Below are 18,122 nucleotides of genomic sequence, written 5' to 3' on the forward strand. Positions count from 1 at the left end.
GTTCGGATACTCCGCATTCAGTTGATAAACATAATCAGAAGGCCTGCCGTGCCCTGTTGATTACTTCTTCTTTTTCGGGGCGATGACCATGATCAGCTGGCGTCCTTCCATCTTAGGATGCTGTTCGACCGAACCGTACTCGAGCAAGTCACCTTCAACTCGCTTGAGGAGTTCCATCCCCAGCTCCTGGTGGGCCATCTCACGGCCGCGGAATCGCAAGGATACCTTGGCCCTGTCCCCGTCACTCAGGAAACGTACCAGGTTGCGCAGTTTTACCTGGTAATCCCCTTCCTCCGTCCCTGGACGAAACTTGATTTCTTTAACCTGAATCTGCTTCTGGTTTTTCTTGGCCGCAGCAATCTGCTTCTTCTTTTCGAAGATCGATTTGCCGTAGTCCATCAGTTTGCAAACAGGTGGTACTGCATCGGCGGAAATTTCCACCAGATCCAGCTTGGCCTCTTCAGCCTTAAGAAGCGCGTCTTCGATTGACACAATCCCGAGCTGTTCACCTTCAGCCCCAATTAACCGAACCTCGCGTGCCGAGATATTCTCGTTGATCGGGGCTTTCGGTGCAGTTCGTTTATCTTGTCTCATTTCACGCTTAATAATAATTACTCCGAATCTTGGCGACCACGCCGGGAAACCGCTTGGGCGAGGAACTCAGCGAACTGGGCGACGGGCATCGAGCCCAGGTCAGCACCTTCACGAGTACGCACAGCGACAGTCTGCATCTCGACTTCCCGATCTCCGATAACCAAGAGATAAGGAACCTTGAGCAAAGTATGCTCGCGGATTTTAAAGCCGATCTTTTCATTTCTCAAGTCAGACTTGGCACGAAACCCGCTTTCGTTGAGAGTTTTTTCCACTTCGGCGGCAAAATCAGCCTGTTTATCAGTGATATTCATCACCACTGCCTGGGTCGGAGCCAGCCACGCAGGGAACGCACCCTCGTAGTGCTCGATCAGGATTCCGACGAACCGCTCAAAGGACCCCAGGATCGCCCGGTGCAACATCACCGGGTGCTTGCGACTGTTGTCTTCTGAGACGTATTCGGCTCCCAGACGCACAGGCAGGTTAAAATCGAGCTGCAGGGTACCACATTGCCAGACGCGACCGAGGCAATCTTTCAGCGAGAACTCGATCTTCGGACCGTAGAACGCACCTTCGCCCGGCTGCAGATCGTACGGCAGGCCCGCGCTGTCAAGGGCTGCGGCCAGTGCCGCTTCGGCGCGATCCCAAAGTTCGTCGGAACCGACGCGTTTTTCCGGACGAGTGGACAGTTTCATCTCGACATCTTTAAAGCCGAAATCGGCGTAGACGTCCATGGTCAGCTTGATGAACGCGGCGGACTCGGCCTGCATCTGCTCTTCGGTGCAGAAGATGTGGGCGTCGTCCTGGGTGAATGCGCGCACACGCATGATGCCGTGCAAGGCACCCGATGGCTCGTTACGGTGGCATGCACCGAACTCGGCCAGGCGCATCGGCAGCTCGCGGTAGCTCTTCAGGCCCTGGTTGAACACCTGCACGTGGCAAGGGCAATTCATTGGCTTGATCGCGTAGTCGCGGTTTTCCGACTGGGTGGTGAACATGTTGTCGGCGTAGTTGGCCCAGTGCCCGGATTTCTCCCACAGGCTTCGGTCAACCACTTGCGGCGTCTTGATTTCGAGATAGCCGTTGTCGCGCTGAACCTTGCGCATGTATTGCTCGAGCACCTGGTACAAAGTCCAGCCGTTCGGGTGCCAGAACACCATGCCCGGCGACTCTTCCTGGGTGTGGAACAGGCCCAGGCGCTTGCCGATCTTGCGGTGGTCGCGTTTTTCGGCCTCTTCGATGCGCTGGATGTAAGCCGCCAGCTGCTTCTTGTCCGCCCATGCGGTGCCGTAGACGCGCTGCAATTGCTCGTTCTTGGCATCGCCACGCCAGTAGGCGCCGGACAGCTTGGTCAGCTTGAAGGATTTCAGGAAGCGCGTGTTCGGCACGTGCGGACCGCGGCACATGTCGACGTATTCTTCGTGATAGTACAGGCCCATGGCCTGTTCGTTCGGCATGTCCTCGACCAGGCGCAACTTGTAGTCTTCGCCACGGGCCTTGAACACTTCGATCACTTCGGCGCGCGGAGTGACTTTCTTGATCACGTCGTAATCTTTCTCGATCAGCTGCTGCATGCGCTGTTCGATGGCCGCCAGGTCGTCCGGAGTGAAAGGACGCTCGAAGGCGATGTCGTAATAGAAACCTTCGTCGATGACCGGACCGATGACCATTTTGGCGGTCGGGTACAACTGCTTGACCGCATGGCCAACCAGGTGGGCGCAAGAGTGGCGAATGATCTCCAGCCCCTCTTCATCCTTTGGCGTGATGATTTGCAGCGACGCGTCGCTGTCGATGATGTCGCTGGCGTCGACCAGCTTGCCATCGACCTTGCCCGCAACGGTGGCCTTGGCCAGGCCAGCACCGATGGATGCGGCGACCTCGGCTACGGAAACCGGGTGATCGAATGAACGTTGACTGCCGTCGGGAAGAGTAATAGTTGGCATGGCGCCTCCTCTCCTAGTGGTGACCCCTACCAAAGGTCACGTGGGTTGGGATGAGCCAGTACAAGATCCGGTCCAGGCCATTCAATGACGAACGCCTGCCTTACAGCGGCAGGAGCCTTGCGGCCAACCGGAAAACCGAACCAGAGTGACTGGGGTTCAAATCAGGGTTAATCGCGCATCTGCCGCCACCGGGACTGAAGGTCCGCCGGAGCCTGCAAACGCCCGAGCGGGGCATGCTAGCACAGATGAACGGTGGTAGCTGCGCAGAGGCTTTCCAACGCGGCAAATCAGCCGTTTTTATGCCAGAGTGATGAACTTGAGCCGCGCGTTAGCGCTCAGATAATAGACATTGACCTCAAAGGAGCATCCTGGCATGCGTCTGAATCGTTTATTCGCTGTAGTCGCACCAATCGTTCTGCTGCTGCCGCTGGCCGCCCACGCCGAATGGCCAAAAGGTGAACGCGAGAAGTACATGTCTCAGTGCGTGCCTGCGGCCGCGCAAAAAATCGGTGAAGCCGCGGCCAAAGCCCACTGCGCTTGTGGTGCGGATGCAATCAAGTCGTTCCCGGCCAGCGACATCCAGGCATTGATGGATAACAAAGCCAGTGACGCCATGAAACAGAAAGCCTTTGACCAAATTGCAGCCTGCAAGGCTGGGAACAAAGCCAAAAAATAAGCACAGATCGGCGTTTTCAACCCTGTTTTACTGGCAAAAATCCCCCGAAATAGGCCATTCCGTACAATTTATGCAGGTTTTACAGCTTTTTTTATCGCCTTCACTTTCGGCTAGAAGCCTTATAAAACGGGGCTTCCAGCCATTTCAAGGCATAAAGAAACCACGACTGATCGGCAAACAGCTCACCCGGGGGGGTCCCAAACCGAACATTTCGACTATGATACTCGGGTGTGCCCAGTTGGCCTGAGCAGCACAGTACTACTGAAAATATATGTTTCTTGGAGATACACCATGTCTAATCGCCAAACCGGCACCGTTAAATGGTTCAACGATGAAAAAGGCTTCGGCTTCATCACTCCTCAAGGTGGCGGTGACGACCTGTTCGTACACTTCAAAGCTATCGAAAGCGACGGTTTCAAAAGCCTGAAAGAAGGCCAGACTGTTTCCTTCGTGGCTGAGAAAGGCCAAAAGGGTATGCAAGCTGCTCAAGTTCGCCCAGAGTAATTTCCAGGCGCACTAAAAAAACCCCGTCCATGTGACGGGGTTTTTTATGGGTGAAACAAAAGCCTGGGGATCAGCCGCAGTTGACCCGGGTGACCACCCTGCTGGCATCGGTGTTCAGGTTCAGGCGATCGGAACGGTACTCCAGCGTCACCATATCGGTTGGCAGCAGAAACCGCGCGCTTTGCGCCCCTGCGCGGGTACGTGCCTGCTCAAGCAGCTGCGGCGATGCCTGTTTGCCAATGGTGAACTCGGCAGCCTTCGCCTCACAGCGGCTGTGACCCGTGTCAGTCGTCGCAACATCCGCGGTTGCCGACTCCGTAGAGGCAGTGCTGCAACCGGCCAGTGTGGCAACGGCCAGCAAAGTACCCAATGACGCGAGCTTCCAAGGCATGAAGCCTCCTTATTCAATGATTAAGCTGAGATCGTGCGACAACCAGACTGGCGTTTGGTTTCACAGGCAGGCAGTGCCGGCACCCCGCCCGCAATCCGGACGAGCCGAGATTCTGCCTGAGCGCCGCCCTCCCCTTAATCACTGAATCGTGACTGAATATGAACAACGCTCAATAGACGTCGATGTAGTCGTAAGGCGGATTGGGCCAGTTCTCTTTCAAGGCATTGAAGATCTGCATGACCCAGACTTCATCGCTGGCCGCGACCCGTCCGACATATCCGGAGCCCTTGGCCCAGGTTTCGAGCCGGAACAACAACCCGTCGATATCGGTACCGCCCACGACACCCGAGGAGATGTAGGCAATGCCTCCCTTGGTGACCCGCAACTGGGTGTGCTCATCGTCACTGGCGCCGGCCAGCAACTGACGCACGGCCTCGAGGGTCAGGCCATCCGGGGAGTTCAAATCGATCTGCACAGCGTGCTCCTTGAAAATTCGACAGAGACCAAGTGTCGCATAGCCCTTCTTTCATGCCTAAGTCGACGTGTCAAAAGCCCCGCAAAATGGTTAACTCGGCACTCAGACTTCCCCCGACTTCACGAGTGCCATCATGACCACCGTAAGTATCGACGCTGACATCAAGGCAAAGTGGCAGGACGGCCACAGCTCCTACAGTCCAAGCAGCACGGAAGAGCTTGCCATTATCGGTATCGACCTGCTGGTCAGGGACCTTGGAACCGAAGCCGCCCAATCGTTCATCGAGCAGATTTTCGAGAAGCACCTGTCGGACCAGAAGGCCGACACTGCCAGCGGGCGGGAGTGAACCCCGCAGGCAGGCACCTGCGAGGCATGCAGCTTATTTCAGACGGGCCAGACGTTCGGTCAGCAGATCGAAGAAGCCCTGGGCATCGCCGCTTTCAACCCAGAACGCATTCTTTGGCGCTTTCAAGCCGTCATACCAGTCGACGATCGTTTGCCCGAAAGTCGGCCCCTCGCGGCTGTCGACCACCACATTGACCGGGCGACCGCTGAACAATTGCGGCTTGAGCAGGTAAGCGACCACCGTGGCGTCATGCACCGGGCCACCCGAAATGCCGTAGTGTTCGATATCGCCTTTGATGTATTCATTGAGAATGTCGCCCACCAAACGGCTGGCGTTGTTGTTCAGCGCCGCAATCTGTTGCAGACGCGCTTCGCTGGTCAGGATCTTGTGGGTCACATCCAGCGGCAGGTAGGTCAGCTTCACGCCACTCTTGAGCACCACTTCGGCGGCTTGCGGATCGGCGAACAGGTTGAATTCGGCCACCGGCGTGATGTTGCCGCCGTTGAAGTGCGCACCGCCCATGACCACCACTTCCTTGATGCCCTGGACGATACCTGGCTCCTGGATCAGCGCCAGGGCCAGGTTGGTCTGCGGGCCAAGCATGGCGATGGTGATGCTGTGGGGCTCGGCAGACTTCAGGGTATCGATCAGATAAGTGATGGCACTGCCCTTGGCCAGGCCTTGTTTGGGCTCATGCACGGCAATGCCCGAGAGTCCTTCCATGCCATGAATGTTCTCGGCATAGATGGGTGTGCGCATCAGGGGTTTCGGCGCGCCCGCATAGACCGGCACTTCTTCACGCCCCGCCCACTCCCGGGCCAGTCGCGCATTACGCGAGGTCTTGTCGAGGCGAACGTTGCCCGCAACCGTGGTCAGCGCCCGGACATTCAGCTCGTCCGGCGACGCCAGGGCGAACAACAAGGCAACGACATCGTCAGCCCCCGGATCGGTGTCAATGATCAAGTCGATTTTTTGTGCCGCCTGGGCGTTCGTTGCGGTAATCAGGGACAAAAGCAGCAGACTCCGGAGCAGTTGGTGCAGTTTCTGGGCATAGCGATACATGGCGCACTCCTTGTGCATGGGAAATCAAAATGCGGGCAGTCCGTCAAAACGTAACCCCGGCGAACAGCACGATGTTGCAGTACGGCTGGCACTCGCCTGTACGAACAATCGCCCTTGCCTGTCGGCTCAGGACCTTGAATTGTTCATGGCTGAGCACCTCACGGCGCCCCAGTGCGCCTTCGCCGTTCAGTTCATCCAGGGCAATCAGGGCCGACGGCTTCTTATCGAAAATCTCCTGAGCCAGCACATGGCTTTCCACCTGCATCTCACTGAGCACCACCTTCAAGGTGCTGACAAAATCCGGAATGCCCTGGGTCAAGGCCAGGTCGATCAATTCAACGCCCGGTGGAACCGGCAAACCGGCGTCCCCGATGACGACCATGTCGCCATGCCCCAATGAGGCGATCAGCCGCGACAAGGCGATGTTGAGCAAGGGTGTCTTTTTCATGGAGTTTTAAACGCCTGCACATCGCTCAAGGCGGGAATCGAAGGTTGCGCGCCGGCACGGGTGACCGACAGCGCCGCAGCCACCTGCCCGAAGCGGATCGCCTGCACTTCATCCTGACCCGCAGCCAACGCCGCAGCGAAACCACCGACGAACGTATCGCCCGCCGCCGTGGTGTCGACAGCCTTTACGACGGGCGCGGGGAAATGCTCGAATCGCTGGCCATCGGCAAACAGCGAACCTTGCGCACCGAGGGTGATGATCACCTTGCCAGCACCCAGGGCAATCAGCCGGGTCGCCGCGGCTTGCGCGGTCTCCAGGGAGTCCACCGACAGACCGCTCAAGGCCGACGCCTCGCTCTCGTTGGGAATCAGGTAATCGATAGACCCGTACCAGTGCGATGGCAACGGACGGCTGGCCGGCGCCGGGTTGAGGATGACCGTCTTGCCCAGCTCGCGCCCCCGCTTGAGTGCATGACCAACGGAGGCATCGGGCACTTCCAGCTGGCAGATGAGTACGTCCGCCGCTTGTATCACCGAATCAAAACGGTCAATGGCTTCAGCGGTCAATGCACCGTTGGCACCAGGGACGATCACGATGGTGTTCTGACTGCTGTCGTCGACCACAATCAATGCCACGCCGCTGGAACCGTCAATGGTGCTCACCGCCTGGCAATCGATCTGCTCGGCCAACAGCGCCCCGCGCAACGCCTCACCATAGGCGTCATTGCCCACACAACCGATCATCGACACCTGGGCTCCGAGCCGTGCCGCAGCCACAGCCTGATTGGCGCCCTTGCCGCCGGAGACGGTGGCAAACGAATGACCAATCAGCGTTTCACCGCCCTTGGGCAAACGCGGCGCCCGGGTCACCAGGTCCATGTTCAAACTGCCTATTACCACTACTTTTGCTGGCATACGTTGCTACTCATCGATTCTGTTTCGGCGACGCTGTCGGTTCAGCGGCTTTCTGTTTTGAACGGCTCTCTGTTTTCAACGGCTTTCTGTTTCAACGGAAGTGGTCAAACACGCCGGCCAGCGGCGCCGTCGATTCACGGATGACAATACTCGGCGTCACGATCCGCTGATCGGTCGCCAGGCCCGGCGTGGCGATTCGCCGTAAAAGCACTTCGGCAGCCATTTCACCGAGCTGCAGGATCGATTGCCCCACCGTAGTCAACGACGGGTAGACATACCGACTCATCTGGATATCGTCGAAGCCGATCACCGACAACTCGCTCGGTACGCGAATATTGCGCTCGGCGGCGGCCCGCAGCACACCGATGCCGATCATGTCGTTGGCGGCAAAAATGGCGGTAGGCGGATGGCTTTCCAGCAAAATCGCGGCAGCGCTGTAACCGCCGGTGCTGGTGAAATCGCTTGCCAGCATGCGCTCGGGAGAGACTTCGACGCCCGCCTCTTTCAAGGCCCTGCGATAACCCGCCAGACGCATCTGCGCCACGCTGGTGTTTTCCGGCCCGCTGATCGTAGCGATATCCCGGTGACCCAACTCCAACAGGTGTCGGGTGGCCAGGTACGCGCCGTATTCATGGTCGATGCGCACCAGGTCGGCATCGACACCGTCCAGTCCGCGGTCGACGATCACCATGGGAGTGCGTACGCCTTTCAGACCTTGTACCAGGCCACTGTCGCCGCCGGCCGAGGCGACGATCAGGCCGTCGATGCGCTTTTCCAGCAACACACGCAGGTAGCTGCGCTGCTTGTCCGGATTGTCGTCGGAGTTGCACAGGATCACGCAGTAACCGTTTCGCTCGCAGTAATCCTCAATCCCCCGGGCCAGCTCGGCGAAGTACGGATTGAGACTGTTGGGAACCAACAGGCCGATGGTCGCCGTGGTCTTGGCCTTGAGTGAACGGGCCACGGCGCTGGGGACGTAGTCGAGGGTCTTGATCGCCGCCTCGACCTTGATCCGGACTTCCTCACTGACCGGGCGGGTCTTGTTCACCACATGGGAAACCGTGGTGTAGGAAATGCCGGCAAGGGCTGCCACATCTTTGATAGTCGCCATGACTCAGGTCCGCCGGCTTGCGCGTTGACTGCGATAAGTGTCCAGCACCACCGCCACCACGATCACGGCGCCGGTAATGATGCGTTTGGTCGGTTCGGTTGCCCCGATCTGCGCCAGCCCCGCAGCCAGCACGGAAATGATCAGAACGCCAAAAAACGTGCTGATCACCGAGCCGCGCCCGCCCATCAGACTGGTCCCGCCGATCACCACGGCGGCAATCACCTGCAACTCAAGACCGGATCCGGCATTCGGGTCGGCGGCTTCCAGGCGAGAAATCTGGAACAGCGCGGCAATGCCGGCCAGCAGTCCCATCAGGCTGAACACCAGGATTTTGTAGGGCTTCGGATTGATCCCCGCCAGCCGCACGGCCTCTTCGTTGGTGCCGATACCGATCAGGTAGCGACCGAACACTGTGCGGGTCAACACGGCCTGGGCGATGAATATGATCAGCAACGCAATGATGAACGAGGGTGAAATGCCGAAGGCGATCGGATTGGACAACCAGGCAAACGCATCGCCGATGTAGGCCGTACGCGAACCGGTCATCTGGTACGCCACTCCGCGCGCCATTTCCAGCACGCCCAGGGAGACGATGAACGACGGTATCCGCCACGCCACCGTGATCGAACCGGTGATGGTGCCTGCGAACGCCGCGACGGCCATGCCGAGCAACGCTGCGGGCAGCACGCTCCAGCCCCAGCCAAGTATCGCCACGCTGACGGTCGAGGCTGCCAGTGCCAGCACCGAACCTACCGACAGGTCGATGCCACCAATGATCAACACAAAGGTCATGCCGACTGCCAGCACCATCAGGTCCGGAATCTGGTTGGCCAGGGTGCTGAACGTATCGTAGGACAGGAAGTGACTGCTCAGCACCGAGAACAGCACGATCATCGCCAACAAGGCACCCGCCAGGCCCAGATAGGTGCCCAGCCCATAGAAGTTGCCACTGCGTGTGCCGGCGAAAGAAGCGGTTTTCATGGAAGATCCCTAGGCGCGGCTTCGAAGCGCTGCGCATCACGTTTTTGGTAGCCGGCAAAAGCAGCGGCGAGCAACTCATCCTGGGTCCAGCTGTCGCGATCGAACGTATCGATCAGGCTTCCTACCGACAGCACACCGATCCGGTCGCAGATCAGCATCAGCTCGCGCAAGTCGCTGGAAACCACCACCAGCGCCTTGCCCTTGCGGGTCAATTCACCGAGCAGGTTGTAGATATCGAACTTGGCGCCGACGTCGATGCCCCGGGTCGGCTCGTCGAACAGCAGCACCGAGCAATCGCGCTCCAGCCAGCGACCGATGACGACTTTCTGCTGGTTACCGCCGGACAGCTCGGACACCAACTGTGCCGGACCGGAACTGCGAATGCGCATGGCGTCGATCTGCCGCTGGGCCAGGGCGTTTTCGCCATCGTTGTCGACAAAACCGGCACTGGAGATGGCGGGCATGTTGCCCAAGGCGATATTGGCACCGATCGACTGCGTCAACAAAAGGCCTTCGCCCTTGCGATCTTCGGTGATCAGCGCGATGCCATGTCCGACCGCATCCACAGGCGAACGCACAGTGATGACCTGCGCCGGCGAGCCGAGGGCAATCGTGCCGCTGTCGGCGATATCGGCACCGAAAATCAGGCGCAACAACTCGGTGCGCCCCGCGCCGATCAAACCGGAAATGCCGAAAATCTCTCCGGCACGCACTTCGAACGACACATCGCGAACCTTGTCGGATCGGGTCAGCCCCTTGACCGTCAACACCGGAGCACCGATCTTGCGCGCCCCCATATCGATGTGTTCGCCGAGTTCGCGACCGACCATCAGGGTGACCAGTTGCTCGCTGTTGTAGTTGGCCATCGGCGCGACACAGACCAGATTGCCGTCGCGCAGCACGGCAATGCGTTGCGCAACCCGCGCCAGCTCTTCGAGGCGATGGGAGATATAGATGATCGATACGCCGCGAGCCTGCAGGCGGGTGATCTGCTCGAACAGCATTTCAACTTCGCGTGCCGTGAGCATCGCGGTGGGCTCATCGAGAATCAGCACATGACAATCGCCGATCAGGTTGCGGGCGATCTCTACCATTTGCTGATGACCGATGCCCAGTTCGCCGACCAGGGTATCCGGGTCAATGGCGTCGAGCCCGACCTGAGCCATGGCCTCGATGGCAGCCCTGCGCAATTGCTTGCGACTGATCCAGCCGCCGTTGTTGGGCAGATTGTGAAGGAACAGGTTTTCCGCCACCGACAGGGTCGGCAGCAGATTGAGCTCCTGCATGACCATGCGGATGCCGAGGTTTTCCGCCTGGCTCCGGCTGCCCGGACGATAGGCCTGCCCCTGAAACTGCATCTGCCCGGTGGTCGGCGCGACCAGCCCGCCAATGATTTTCGACAGCGTGCTTTTGCCTGCGCCGTTCTCGCCGGTCAGCGCCAGCACTTCACCGCGCATGAGCGTCAGGTCGATGCCGGCCAGAACCGGTTGGGCGTAGGTCTTGCCGATACCGCTGACCGAGAGGACAGCGTTCGTAGCGCAAGCGGACATAAAAACTCTCCACGCGCCCGTCCGGCTGGACGAGCGCCGTTGCGTCGCCAGAAGGTTACTGTGTGACCGGCTCTTTGGTGACCAACTCTACCGGCGTTTCGATCACGCCATTGGCGCCGCTGTCGACCTTCTCGCCCTTGAGAATCTTCAATGCCGTCTCGATGCCGAACACCGCCTGCCTGGCTGCAAACTGGTCGGCAGTGGCGAGCACCCGACCATCCTTGAGCATCGGCTGGATGGCATTGATATTGTCGTAGCCGACCACTTGCACCTTGCCGGCCTTGCCCGCGGCGCGCACGGCAGACACCGCGCCGACCGCCATGCTGTCGTTGCCGGCCAACAGGGCCTTGGTTTGCGGGTATTCGCTGAGAATCGAGGCGGCCACCTTGTTGCCTTTGTCGATTTCCCAGTCACCGGATTGCAGCGACACGACCTTGATCTGCGCCGCCTCCATCGCATCCTTGAAACCTGCGGTGCGCTGCTGGGCATTGGTGGTGGTGGACACACCTTCGATGATGCCGACTTCGTCACCGGCCTTCAGCTGTTTGGCCAGGTAATCGCCGACCAGGCGTGCACCCTTGCGGTTGTCCGGGCCTACGAACGGAACACTGATGTTTTTGCTTTTGACGACGGCGGGGTCCAGCTGGTTGTCGATGTTGATCACGGTGATACCGGCATCGATGGCTTTCTTGATCACCGGCACCATGGCCTTGGAATCTGCCGGCGCAATCACCAGCGCATTGACCTTGGCCAGGATCATCTGCTCGACGATACGCGTCTGGCCTGCGGTGTCGGTTTCATCCTTGATGCCATTGGAGATCAGTTCGAATTCGCCGGAGTGATCTTTCTGATAGGCCTTGGCGCCGTCCTCCATTGTCAGGAAAAACTCATTGGCCAGGGATTTCATGACCAGTGCGACTTTCGGTTTTTCTGTGGTTTCAGCGAAGGCAGAGGAGACAGGCAGTGCAGCGGATGCGGCAGCCAGCACAGCGACAGCGAGAAGACGTCCAGCAAATGGCAGCTTCATGGGTTCACTCCGATCTTATGATTATTGTGAGCAACGCTTGCGCCGGCGTAAGCTTCACGACCCACTGTGATGGAAAGCCATTACAGTGGGTCGCGCAAACGTTTGCGTGACCCAGACTATGCGAATCCTGCCGGTATTTGTCAACGTCCTGAAAAGTGCTTTCAGAGAGGATTGGCGAAAAACGGCATTCAGTTCATGCCGTGGTGTTGATCACCGATCCCGTGCCGGAACCCTTGGTCATCTCTTTGATCAGACTCGCGCTCACCTGCAGGATGGCGCCGTTGGTTTGGGCGACCTGCCCCTGAATGGCCGCTACCGCGGTGGTCTTGGCTTCCGGGGTCGGATAGGACGCCGCCTGGGCCTGGGCCAATTGCTGCTGTTGCTCACGCAATTGCTGCTGCAACTCCTTCAGGCGCTTGAGCAGGACCTTCACCGCAACACTGGTGTTATCGCTGGTTTCCGATTCGGCCTGTGCGCCGGCACTTTCTCCCAGACCTACCGGACCGGTTTTAACCTGGGCGCCGTCGCCTTCCTTTACACCCAGCGCTTTGGCAGCCGCTCCCTCTGTTGCATCGCCCAAGGCACGAATGGTCGCCGCAGACTTCCCCCCGATGGTGATGCCCGCGGCATTCGGAAAACCAATAGATAACGACATGTGAACTCCTGCAGAAATAGATCCCTTGAAGGAGCATCGACCGACGCGCGCTTTTCTTTAGTCGTTAACGACGATTTGACACCTTTAAATCTTAAACAGAACCGCCATCCGTTTCGGAGAGCCGAACGCAAAAGTTAAACATGTTCGGCAATCCGGACGCCCGGCCCCGGAACCGCCTTCGGACACAAACTGCAATACCGTTACAAATCATTAAGTTACGCGTATTTTTCGATTCAAGGTGTTACTGGTACAGATCCTGCTCTCTTCCTCGCACCTCCGGCGTTCAGATTCGCCCGGGGCGTATCTAGATGAACCTGCATCTGCACCGTCTCACAACTAGAAGAGAAAAATAATGACATCTGCACTCAAGACCTTTGTTCCGGGCGCCTTGGCCCTGCTGCTGCTTCTGCCGACCGCCCTTCAGGCCAAAGAAGCCGAAACCCAACAGAAACTGGCCAACGTGGTAATCCTGGCCACCGGTGGCACCATTGCCGGCGCCGGTGCCAGCGCCGCCAACAGCGCGACCTACCAAGCGGCGAAAGTCGGCATTGAACAACTGATCGCCGGTGTTCCAGAACTGAGCCAGGTGGCTAACGTTCGTGGCGAACAGGTCATGCAAATCGCTTCCGAAAGCATCACCAACGAAAACCTGCTGCAACTGGGCCGCCGCGTAGCCGAACTGGCCGACAGCAAAGACGTCGATGGCATCGTGATCACCCACGGCACCGACACCCTGGAAGAAACCGCGTACTTCCTGAACCTGGTGGAAAAAACCGACAAGCCAATCATTGTCGTGGGCTCCATGCGCCCAGGCACTGCGATGTCCGCCGATGGCATGCTCAACCTATACAACGCGGTGGCTGTGGCCAGCAGCAAGGATGCGCGAGGCAAAGGCGTGCTGGTGACCATGAACGATGAAATCCAGTCGGGTCGCGACGTCAGCAAAATGATCAACATCAAGACCGAAGCGTTTAAAAGCCCTTGGGGTCCGCTGGGCATGGTGGTAGAAGGCAAATCCTACTGGTTCCGTTTGCCAGCCAAGCGCCACACCATGGATTCCGAATTCGACATCAAGACCATCAAGAGCCTGCCTGACGTCGAAATCGCCTATTCCTACGGCAATGTCAGCGACACCGCCTACAAGGCGCTCGCCCAATCAGGCGCCAAAGCCATCATCCACGCCGGCACCGGCAATGGCTCGGTATCGTCGCGGGTAGTCCCTGCCCTGCAAGCCTTGCGCAAGGACGGCGTGCAGATCATTCGTTCCTCCCATGTCAACGCCGGCGGCTTCGTATTGCGCAACGCCGAACAGCCTGACGATAAATACGACTGGGTCGTGGCCCACGACCTGAACCCGCAAAAGGCCCGGATCCTGGCGATGGTCGCGCTGACCAAGACCAATGACAGCAAAGAGCTGCAGCGGATGTTCTGGGAATACTGATTCGCCCTCGCCCGACCGATCCGGTCGGGCACCCTGTGCGCCATTCTCCGGTCCTGGCGATTGGCGCCGTTCGATCTGACAAAAAAACTCCCTGCGCCTTACACCAAATGGAACAAACCGCTGTCAGAGGATTTTCTTGATTTTTAAGCAGTTGCGAAATTGCCTACAGTTAAATACTGTATGTACGTACAGCTTAATAAGGATAATTCCGTGGACACTACCTCTGCCTCTTCTGACACCTACGTACGCATGGGCCTGCGCGTTCAGAAAATCATCAACTCCCCCACCGCACAAAAGGCCAGGGCAGCACTGATCTTCCGCCTGCCTGACGAGCCGGTGGATGAATGGGAACGCTTGCTGGAAGAAATCGACGAGAACGACAACGTCACCCTCGCCTATCGCGACGATGGCGGCGTGCAGATTTTCTGGGTTGTGCCGAAGGAAGATTGAGTCGATGAGTGCCCGCTGGTTTGCTTTGTTTTTTGTGTTTTTTGTCATGGCTGCGCAAGCCGACGCTCCGCGCACCTTCAGCGAAGCGAAAAAGGTCGCGTGGAAGCTCTACGCTCCCCAATCCACCGAGTTTTACTGTGGCTGCAAATACACCGGCAACCGGGTGAACCTTGCCGCCTGCGGTTATGTGCCGCGTAAAAATGCCAAGCGCGCATCCCGCATCGAATGGGAGCATATCGTTCCGGCCTGGCAGATCGGTCATCAACGCCAGTGCTGGCAAGAAGGCGGTCGCAAGAACTGCACCCGCTACGATCCGGTTTACCAGAAGGCCGAAGCTGATTTGCACAACCTGGTGCCCAGCATCGGCGAGGTCAATGGCGATCGCAGCAACTTCAGTTTCGGTTGGCTGCCCGAACAGTCGGGACAGTATGGTTCGTGCCTGACCCAAGTCGACTTCAAGGCCAAGAAAGTCATGCCCCGCCCTTCCATTCGCGGCATGATCGCCCGGACCTACTTCTACATGAGCAAGCAGTATGGCTTGCGCCTGTCGAAACAGGATCGACAACTGTACGAAGCCTGGGACAAGACCTATCCCGTACAGGCCTGGGAACGGCAACGCAACCAGAGCGTGGGGTGCGTCATGGGACGCGGCAACGAGTTCGTCGGCCCGGTGGACATGAAGGCCTGCGGCTGAATCCAGGCGACACCTGAAACAAAAAAGGCCTCGAGGCTAAAGCCCCGAGGCCTTTTTTTGTTTTTGCTGCCCAACATCTTCGCTGCCGACTGTTATTGAGCGGCCGGACGCTCAAGCACCAGCAATTCGATGTTCTGTTTCTTCGAGCGAGTGAGCACAGCACGGACCTCATCCTGTTTGGCTTCAGCCTCGGCTTTCGAATTGAACGGCCCCATCAGGATTCGCGTATTGCCATTTTCCTTGACGACGCTGGACATGAAACTGTGCTCGATCAGCCAGCCACTCAAATCACTGACCGCCTGAGGGGTTTCACCTCGCACTTCAAGATCCCATTGCGGGCCGGACGCTGCCGCGGGTACGGCAGCCACGGCCGGCTTTGGCTTCGGCGCATCCACACTGCTGCCCTCTCCACATCCCGCCAGTGCCAATATCGCGAGTACCAAGACCATTTTGCGCACGGCGTTTCCCTCTAAATGCTTAAAGCGGGGATTTTAACATCCATGAATAGTTCACGAGTGCCATAAAATGGGCTCAAAACAACGAGAATCATGGTGGCGGCCTCTGTATAGTTACGCCTTGGGAATTAATGCCACATCTGCGCGTCAGAAAGAGGCACCCAAACTGTGAGACTTCGCACTAATCTATACATACCACCGACCTCTGCACTGTCCGAATCAGGTGCCCCACGAAGCAATCAAGGAGAAGACCATGCTGATACTCACCCGCAAAGTCGGTGAAAGCATTAATATCGGTGATGACATTACGATCACCATCCTGGGCGTAAGCGGCCAGCAAGTCAGGATCGGCATCAACGCCCCGAAGGACGTTGCAGTGCACCGTGAAGAAATTTATCAGCGCATTCAGGCCGGCCTCACCGCCCCGGAAAAGCCGCAATCCTGAATTCTGTTGCAGTCAGTAGCCAGCCCGTTCAGTTCGCAACCACGGCTGGCTAAAGATTCAGCATCGCTTCGAAGCTTTCAGGGGGCGATACTAGCGACAAGCTCAAGGCTCTGGCTGTCGGACGTTTCTTGTTTATCCTGGGGAAGGACGCGCTCGCTGCGTGATCAAGCAAACATCACCCCGCGCGCCATACCAGTCGCCACCACCACCATCAACAGCACCAGCAGTGCCTCGACATGACTGATCCGTGCAAACAGCTTCGCACGGCCAGTGTCGAAGGCGACTTTGCGGCCCAGCGCTATCCGCCATTTGATCAACGTCACCATGGGCGCAATCTCCAGCAGCAAGATCAGCACGAACAGCGTCATCTTCAGATGAAACAGCGGCTGATGCAGGTAATAGTCCGTGCCTTTCTCGTACCCGCCAAAGGCTCGCATGCCCCCGCTGATCAGTAACACGACAGCTGAAATACCCCAGATATTGTCCGCCATCAGGACACTGCGCACTTCTGCGGTCCCATCGGCCAGACGCCGAAAAGCCATGCCTCGAGTCAGCACCGCCCAGAATCCCAACGCAACCGCCAAAAGATGAACCGCCGCCAGAAACCAATGAGTCAGCATCGAGAAACTCCCGCCAGGTAGAAGCTGTATGAGCCTGACAGTAGTAGCCCATGAAATGGCTGCTTGCACGGCATCCGCGGACCAGGCCCGGTACACAATATGACAGACCAACTAGACTCCACTGCGCTGGCATTGAGCGACCGTGGCAGTCCCAGCCCCAACGGCAACTCACTCTCACCGCATTGAACTGAGTAAACAAAATCATGTGTGAATCATGTGATTCAAGCTCTGCTTCAAACAAAACAGGCCGTCGTCGTTTTCTTCAATTTGCCGGATTGAGCGCAGGCGCCCTGCTGCTTGCCGGCACACTGCCCGGCAAGATCATCCAGGCAGCCGAAAAAGCGACAGCCCCACCCAAACCACAAAACGTGATCAGCCCCGACATGGCGCTCAAAAGACTGATGGAGGGTAATGAACGATATGTAAGCGGTACATCCAAGATTCATGATTTCAAGGCTGAGCGAGAGGCCCTGGTGTCGGGTCAAAATCCGTTCGTGGCCGTGCTGAGCTGCTCTGACTCGCGCATCGCCCCGGAGTATGCGTTTGACACTGCGCGCGGCGATCTTTTCTCCATCCGCGTCGCAGGCAATTTTGTCACCCCGGAAGGCCTGGCCAGTCTTGAATACGGGGTCGCCGTGCTGGGCGCCCCGCTGATTCTGGTACTCGGCCATGAGAGCTGCGGCGCCATCGAGGCCGGCATCAAGGCTGTCAAGGACCAGACGGTTTTCCCCGGCCATATCCCGAAACTGACCGACGCACTCAAGTCGGCCATCGAGGCCGTGCTCAAGCAACCCGGGAGCCTGATGGAAAACGCCACCGCGCAGAACGTCAAAAATTCGGTCAACAGCCTGAAACAGGCCTCGCCCTTGCTGACCGATGCGCAGAGCAAAGGCATGCTGAAGATCGTGGGAGGTGTCTATCGCCTGGCGAGCGGCAAGGTAGAGTTGATCGCCTGACCCACAACGCGCACCCCGCATGCAAAGAGCCCAGCGCTATGGCTGGGCTCTGGTTACTTCCGGTTTTCCATCATTTTGTCGGCCAGGGCTTTAGCCCTCTCGATCAACAGGTTCTGCCTGTCTTCGTGCGTAGCCCCGCCCACAACCGGGGCTGTCAGATTGCTTTCGGCAATCAATGCAGCGCAGAAGTATTGATCCCAAACGGCTTTGTCTATGGGTGCCTGTTTGCTGATTTGATCGACGTTCATGGGCGGCTCCTTTCAATGAGGCAGCCCCACTAGTTTACGCCTCAATGGCCAAGAATCCGGATCATCATCCACCGTTGTCCGCCATTCGTCGCCTGCGAAAACACAGCGATGAGTTCAACCGCATCCGTGGCTTGAGGAT

Annotated in this window: 23 protein-coding genes; 8 read left to right on the forward strand and 15 right to left on the reverse strand. The window is 58.1% G+C overall.

Going from position 1 to position 18,122, the window contains the following annotated elements; genetic code table 11:
- Positions 1-60 precede the first annotated feature (60 nt).
- Together infC and thrS are read right to left on the reverse strand one after the other, a co-directional pair.
- Positions 61-612 (reverse strand): translation initiation factor IF-3, encoded by a 552-nt coding sequence (infC, locus tag PPUTUW4_RS17210; RefSeq protein WP_172435703.1) that lies wholly within the window; start codon positions 610-612, stop codon positions 61-63.
- A complete protein-coding gene (gene thrS, locus PPUTUW4_RS17215; RefSeq protein WP_007975710.1) occupies positions 612-2,534 on the reverse strand; it encodes a threonine--tRNA ligase in 1,923 nt (640 codons plus the stop codon). Before thrS ends, infC begins: the two co-directional genes overlap by 1 nt.
- A 373-nt stretch (positions 2,535-2,907) precedes the next feature.
- Here thrS and PPUTUW4_RS17220 point away from each other — a divergent pair, with 373 nt between their 5' ends.
- Both PPUTUW4_RS17220 and PPUTUW4_RS17225 read left to right on the forward strand, forming a co-directional pair.
- Positions 2,908-3,210 (forward strand): hypothetical protein, encoded by a 303-nt coding sequence (locus PPUTUW4_RS17220; protein WP_015095842.1) that lies wholly within the window; start codon positions 2,908-2,910, stop codon positions 3,208-3,210.
- Between the two features lie 291 nt (positions 3,211-3,501).
- A complete protein-coding gene (locus tag PPUTUW4_RS17225) occupies positions 3,502-3,714 on the forward strand; it encodes a cold-shock protein (RefSeq protein WP_003179963.1) in 213 nt (70 codons plus the stop codon).
- A 70-nt stretch (positions 3,715-3,784) separates the two neighbouring features.
- Here the strand turns inward: PPUTUW4_RS17225 and PPUTUW4_RS17230 are convergent, their stop codons facing one another.
- Both PPUTUW4_RS17230 and PPUTUW4_RS17235 read right to left on the reverse strand, forming a co-directional pair.
- A complete protein-coding gene (locus PPUTUW4_RS17230) occupies positions 3,785-4,105 on the reverse strand; it encodes an I78 family peptidase inhibitor (protein ID WP_015095844.1) in 321 nt (106 codons plus the stop codon).
- Between the two features lie 169 nt (positions 4,106-4,274).
- The gene (locus PPUTUW4_RS17235; protein ID WP_007975706.1) at positions 4,275-4,580 is read right to left on the reverse strand and encodes a hypothetical protein; all 306 of its coding nucleotides are present in this window, start codon (positions 4,578-4,580) and stop codon (positions 4,275-4,277) included.
- A gap of 133 nt (positions 4,581-4,713) precedes the next feature.
- Here PPUTUW4_RS17235 and PPUTUW4_RS17240 point away from each other — a divergent pair, with 133 nt between their 5' ends.
- Positions 4,714-4,926: a hypothetical protein gene (locus PPUTUW4_RS17240; protein WP_015095845.1), complete on the forward strand. Its 213-nt coding sequence runs from the start codon at positions 4,714-4,716 to the stop codon at positions 4,924-4,926.
- A gap of 33 nt (positions 4,927-4,959) precedes the next feature.
- Here the strand turns inward: PPUTUW4_RS17240 and PPUTUW4_RS17245 are convergent, their stop codons facing one another.
- From PPUTUW4_RS17245 to PPUTUW4_RS17280, 8 genes are all read right to left on the reverse strand, one after another.
- Positions 4,960-5,988 carry a nucleoside hydrolase gene (locus PPUTUW4_RS17245; RefSeq protein ID WP_015095846.1) on the reverse strand — a complete coding sequence of 343 codons (1,029 nt, stop codon included), beginning with the start codon at positions 5,986-5,988 and terminating at the stop codon, positions 4,960-4,962.
- A gap of 43 nt (positions 5,989-6,031) precedes the next feature.
- Positions 6,032-6,436, reverse strand: a complete 405-nt coding sequence (gene rbsD / locus PPUTUW4_RS17250; RefSeq protein WP_015095847.1) for a D-ribose pyranase — start codon at positions 6,434-6,436, stop codon at positions 6,032-6,034.
- A complete protein-coding gene (gene rbsK, locus PPUTUW4_RS17255) occupies positions 6,433-7,350 on the reverse strand; it encodes a ribokinase (RefSeq protein ID WP_015095848.1) in 918 nt (305 codons plus the stop codon). The genes rbsD and rbsK overlap by 4 nt, the downstream gene beginning before the upstream one ends.
- 91 nt (positions 7,351-7,441) lie before the next feature.
- Positions 7,442-8,461, reverse strand: a complete 1,020-nt coding sequence (locus PPUTUW4_RS17260; protein ID WP_015095849.1) for a LacI family DNA-binding transcriptional regulator — start codon at positions 8,459-8,461, stop codon at positions 7,442-7,444.
- 3 nt (positions 8,462-8,464) lie between these two features.
- Positions 8,465-9,442, reverse strand: coding sequence for an ABC transporter permease (locus PPUTUW4_RS17265; protein WP_015095850.1), 978 nt, complete (start codon positions 9,440-9,442; stop codon positions 8,465-8,467).
- The gene (locus tag PPUTUW4_RS17270; protein WP_015095851.1) at positions 9,439-10,992 is read right to left on the reverse strand and encodes a sugar ABC transporter ATP-binding protein; all 1,554 of its coding nucleotides are present in this window, start codon (positions 10,990-10,992) and stop codon (positions 9,439-9,441) included. The genes PPUTUW4_RS17265 and PPUTUW4_RS17270 overlap by 4 nt, the downstream gene beginning before the upstream one ends.
- A 55-nt stretch (positions 10,993-11,047) precedes the next feature.
- Complete coding sequence (locus PPUTUW4_RS17275; RefSeq protein ID WP_015095852.1) at positions 11,048-12,019, reverse strand: sugar ABC transporter substrate-binding protein; 972 nt, start codon at positions 12,017-12,019, stop codon at positions 11,048-11,050.
- A 193-nt stretch (positions 12,020-12,212) separates the two neighbouring features.
- The gene (locus tag PPUTUW4_RS17280) at positions 12,213-12,674 is read right to left on the reverse strand and encodes a hypothetical protein (protein ID WP_015095853.1); all 462 of its coding nucleotides are present in this window, start codon (positions 12,672-12,674) and stop codon (positions 12,213-12,215) included.
- A gap of 352 nt (positions 12,675-13,026) precedes the next feature.
- Between PPUTUW4_RS17280 and PPUTUW4_RS17285 the strand changes: the two genes are divergently transcribed.
- From PPUTUW4_RS17285 to PPUTUW4_RS17295, 3 genes are all read left to right on the forward strand, one after another.
- Positions 13,027-14,115: an asparaginase gene (locus PPUTUW4_RS17285; protein ID WP_007975695.1), complete on the forward strand. Its 1,089-nt coding sequence runs from the start codon at positions 13,027-13,029 to the stop codon at positions 14,113-14,115.
- A 210-nt stretch (positions 14,116-14,325) separates the two neighbouring features.
- A complete protein-coding gene (locus PPUTUW4_RS17290; RefSeq protein WP_015095854.1) occupies positions 14,326-14,565 on the forward strand; it encodes a DUF1654 domain-containing protein in 240 nt (79 codons plus the stop codon).
- Positions 14,566-14,569: 4 nt separating this feature from the next.
- The gene (locus PPUTUW4_RS17295) at positions 14,570-15,259 is read left to right on the forward strand and encodes an endonuclease I family protein (protein WP_015095855.1); all 690 of its coding nucleotides are present in this window, start codon (positions 14,570-14,572) and stop codon (positions 15,257-15,259) included.
- 92 nt (positions 15,260-15,351) lie between these two features.
- On the opposite strand, the gene PPUTUW4_RS17300 is transcribed toward PPUTUW4_RS17295, so the two are convergent.
- Positions 15,352-15,717 (reverse strand): hypothetical protein, encoded by a 366-nt coding sequence (locus PPUTUW4_RS17300; RefSeq protein WP_015095856.1) that lies wholly within the window; start codon positions 15,715-15,717, stop codon positions 15,352-15,354.
- 250 nt (positions 15,718-15,967) lie between these two features.
- On the opposite strand from PPUTUW4_RS17300, the gene csrA reads away from it, so the two are divergent.
- Positions 15,968-16,159 (forward strand): carbon storage regulator CsrA, encoded by a 192-nt coding sequence (gene csrA, locus PPUTUW4_RS17305; RefSeq protein ID WP_007975691.1) that lies wholly within the window; start codon positions 15,968-15,970, stop codon positions 16,157-16,159.
- A gap of 164 nt (positions 16,160-16,323) precedes the next feature.
- Here the strand turns inward: csrA and PPUTUW4_RS17310 are convergent, their stop codons facing one another.
- Positions 16,324-16,779 (reverse strand): DUF2214 family protein, encoded by a 456-nt coding sequence (locus tag PPUTUW4_RS17310; RefSeq protein WP_015095857.1) that lies wholly within the window; start codon positions 16,777-16,779, stop codon positions 16,324-16,326.
- A gap of 203 nt (positions 16,780-16,982) precedes the next feature.
- On the opposite strand from PPUTUW4_RS17310, the gene PPUTUW4_RS17315 reads away from it, so the two are divergent.
- On the forward strand, positions 16,983-17,735 hold the full coding sequence (locus tag PPUTUW4_RS17315; protein ID WP_015095858.1) for a carbonic anhydrase: 753 nt from the start codon (positions 16,983-16,985) through the stop codon (positions 17,733-17,735).
- Positions 17,736-17,788: 53 nt separating this feature from the next.
- Here the strand turns inward: PPUTUW4_RS17315 and PPUTUW4_RS17320 are convergent, their stop codons facing one another.
- The gene (locus PPUTUW4_RS17320; protein WP_015095859.1) at positions 17,789-17,983 is read right to left on the reverse strand and encodes a hypothetical protein; all 195 of its coding nucleotides are present in this window, start codon (positions 17,981-17,983) and stop codon (positions 17,789-17,791) included.
- Positions 17,984-18,122: the final 139 nt, after the last annotated feature.

The sequence above is a fragment of the Pseudomonas sp. UW4 genome (genome assembly GCF_000316175.1).
Lineage (GTDB): Bacteria > Pseudomonadota > Gammaproteobacteria > Pseudomonadales > Pseudomonadaceae > Aquipseudomonas > Aquipseudomonas laurylsulfatiphila.

Excerpts from the sequence above, each read along its gene's own strand:
- thrS (WP_007975710.1), bottom strand. The coding sequence starts at position 2,534 with ATGCCAACTATTACTCTTCCCGACGGCAGTCAACGTTCATTCGATCAC.
- PPUTUW4_RS17220 (WP_015095842.1), top strand. The coding sequence starts at position 2,908 with ATGCGTCTGAATCGTTTATTCGCTGTAGTCGCACCAATCGTTCTGCTG.
- PPUTUW4_RS17225 (WP_003179963.1), top strand. The coding sequence starts at position 3,502 with ATGTCTAATCGCCAAACCGGCACCGTTAAATGGTTCAACGATGAAAAA.
- PPUTUW4_RS17230 (WP_015095844.1), bottom strand. The coding sequence starts at position 4,105 with ATGCCTTGGAAGCTCGCGTCATTGGGTACTTTGCTGGCCGTTGCCACA.
- PPUTUW4_RS17240 (WP_015095845.1), top strand. The coding sequence starts at position 4,714 with ATGACCACCGTAAGTATCGACGCTGACATCAAGGCAAAGTGGCAGGAC.
- PPUTUW4_RS17245 (WP_015095846.1), bottom strand. The coding sequence starts at position 5,988 with ATGTATCGCTATGCCCAGAAACTGCACCAACTGCTCCGGAGTCTGCTG.
- rbsD (WP_015095847.1), bottom strand. The coding sequence starts at position 6,436 with ATGAAAAAGACACCCTTGCTCAACATCGCCTTGTCGCGGCTGATCGCC.
- rbsK (WP_015095848.1), bottom strand. The coding sequence starts at position 7,350 with ATGCCAGCAAAAGTAGTGGTAATAGGCAGTTTGAACATGGACCTGGTG.
- PPUTUW4_RS17260 (WP_015095849.1), bottom strand. The coding sequence starts at position 8,461 with ATGGCGACTATCAAAGATGTGGCAGCCCTTGCCGGCATTTCCTACACC.
- PPUTUW4_RS17265 (WP_015095850.1), bottom strand. The coding sequence starts at position 9,442 with ATGAAAACCGCTTCTTTCGCCGGCACACGCAGTGGCAACTTCTATGGG.
- PPUTUW4_RS17270 (WP_015095851.1), bottom strand. The coding sequence starts at position 10,992 with ATGTCCGCTTGCGCTACGAACGCTGTCCTCTCGGTCAGCGGTATCGGC.
- PPUTUW4_RS17275 (WP_015095852.1), bottom strand. The coding sequence starts at position 12,019 with ATGAAGCTGCCATTTGCTGGACGTCTTCTCGCTGTCGCTGTGCTGGCT.
- PPUTUW4_RS17280 (WP_015095853.1), bottom strand. The coding sequence starts at position 12,674 with ATGTCGTTATCTATTGGTTTTCCGAATGCCGCGGGCATCACCATCGGG.
- PPUTUW4_RS17285 (WP_007975695.1), top strand. The coding sequence starts at position 13,027 with ATGACATCTGCACTCAAGACCTTTGTTCCGGGCGCCTTGGCCCTGCTG.
- PPUTUW4_RS17295 (WP_015095855.1), top strand. The coding sequence starts at position 14,570 with ATGAGTGCCCGCTGGTTTGCTTTGTTTTTTGTGTTTTTTGTCATGGCT.
- csrA (WP_007975691.1), top strand. The coding sequence starts at position 15,968 with ATGCTGATACTCACCCGCAAAGTCGGTGAAAGCATTAATATCGGTGAT.
- PPUTUW4_RS17310 (WP_015095857.1), bottom strand. The coding sequence starts at position 16,779 with ATGCTGACTCATTGGTTTCTGGCGGCGGTTCATCTTTTGGCGGTTGCG.
- PPUTUW4_RS17315 (WP_015095858.1), top strand. The coding sequence starts at position 16,983 with ATGTGTGAATCATGTGATTCAAGCTCTGCTTCAAACAAAACAGGCCGT.
- PPUTUW4_RS17320 (WP_015095859.1), bottom strand. The coding sequence starts at position 17,983 with ATGAACGTCGATCAAATCAGCAAACAGGCACCCATAGACAAAGCCGTT.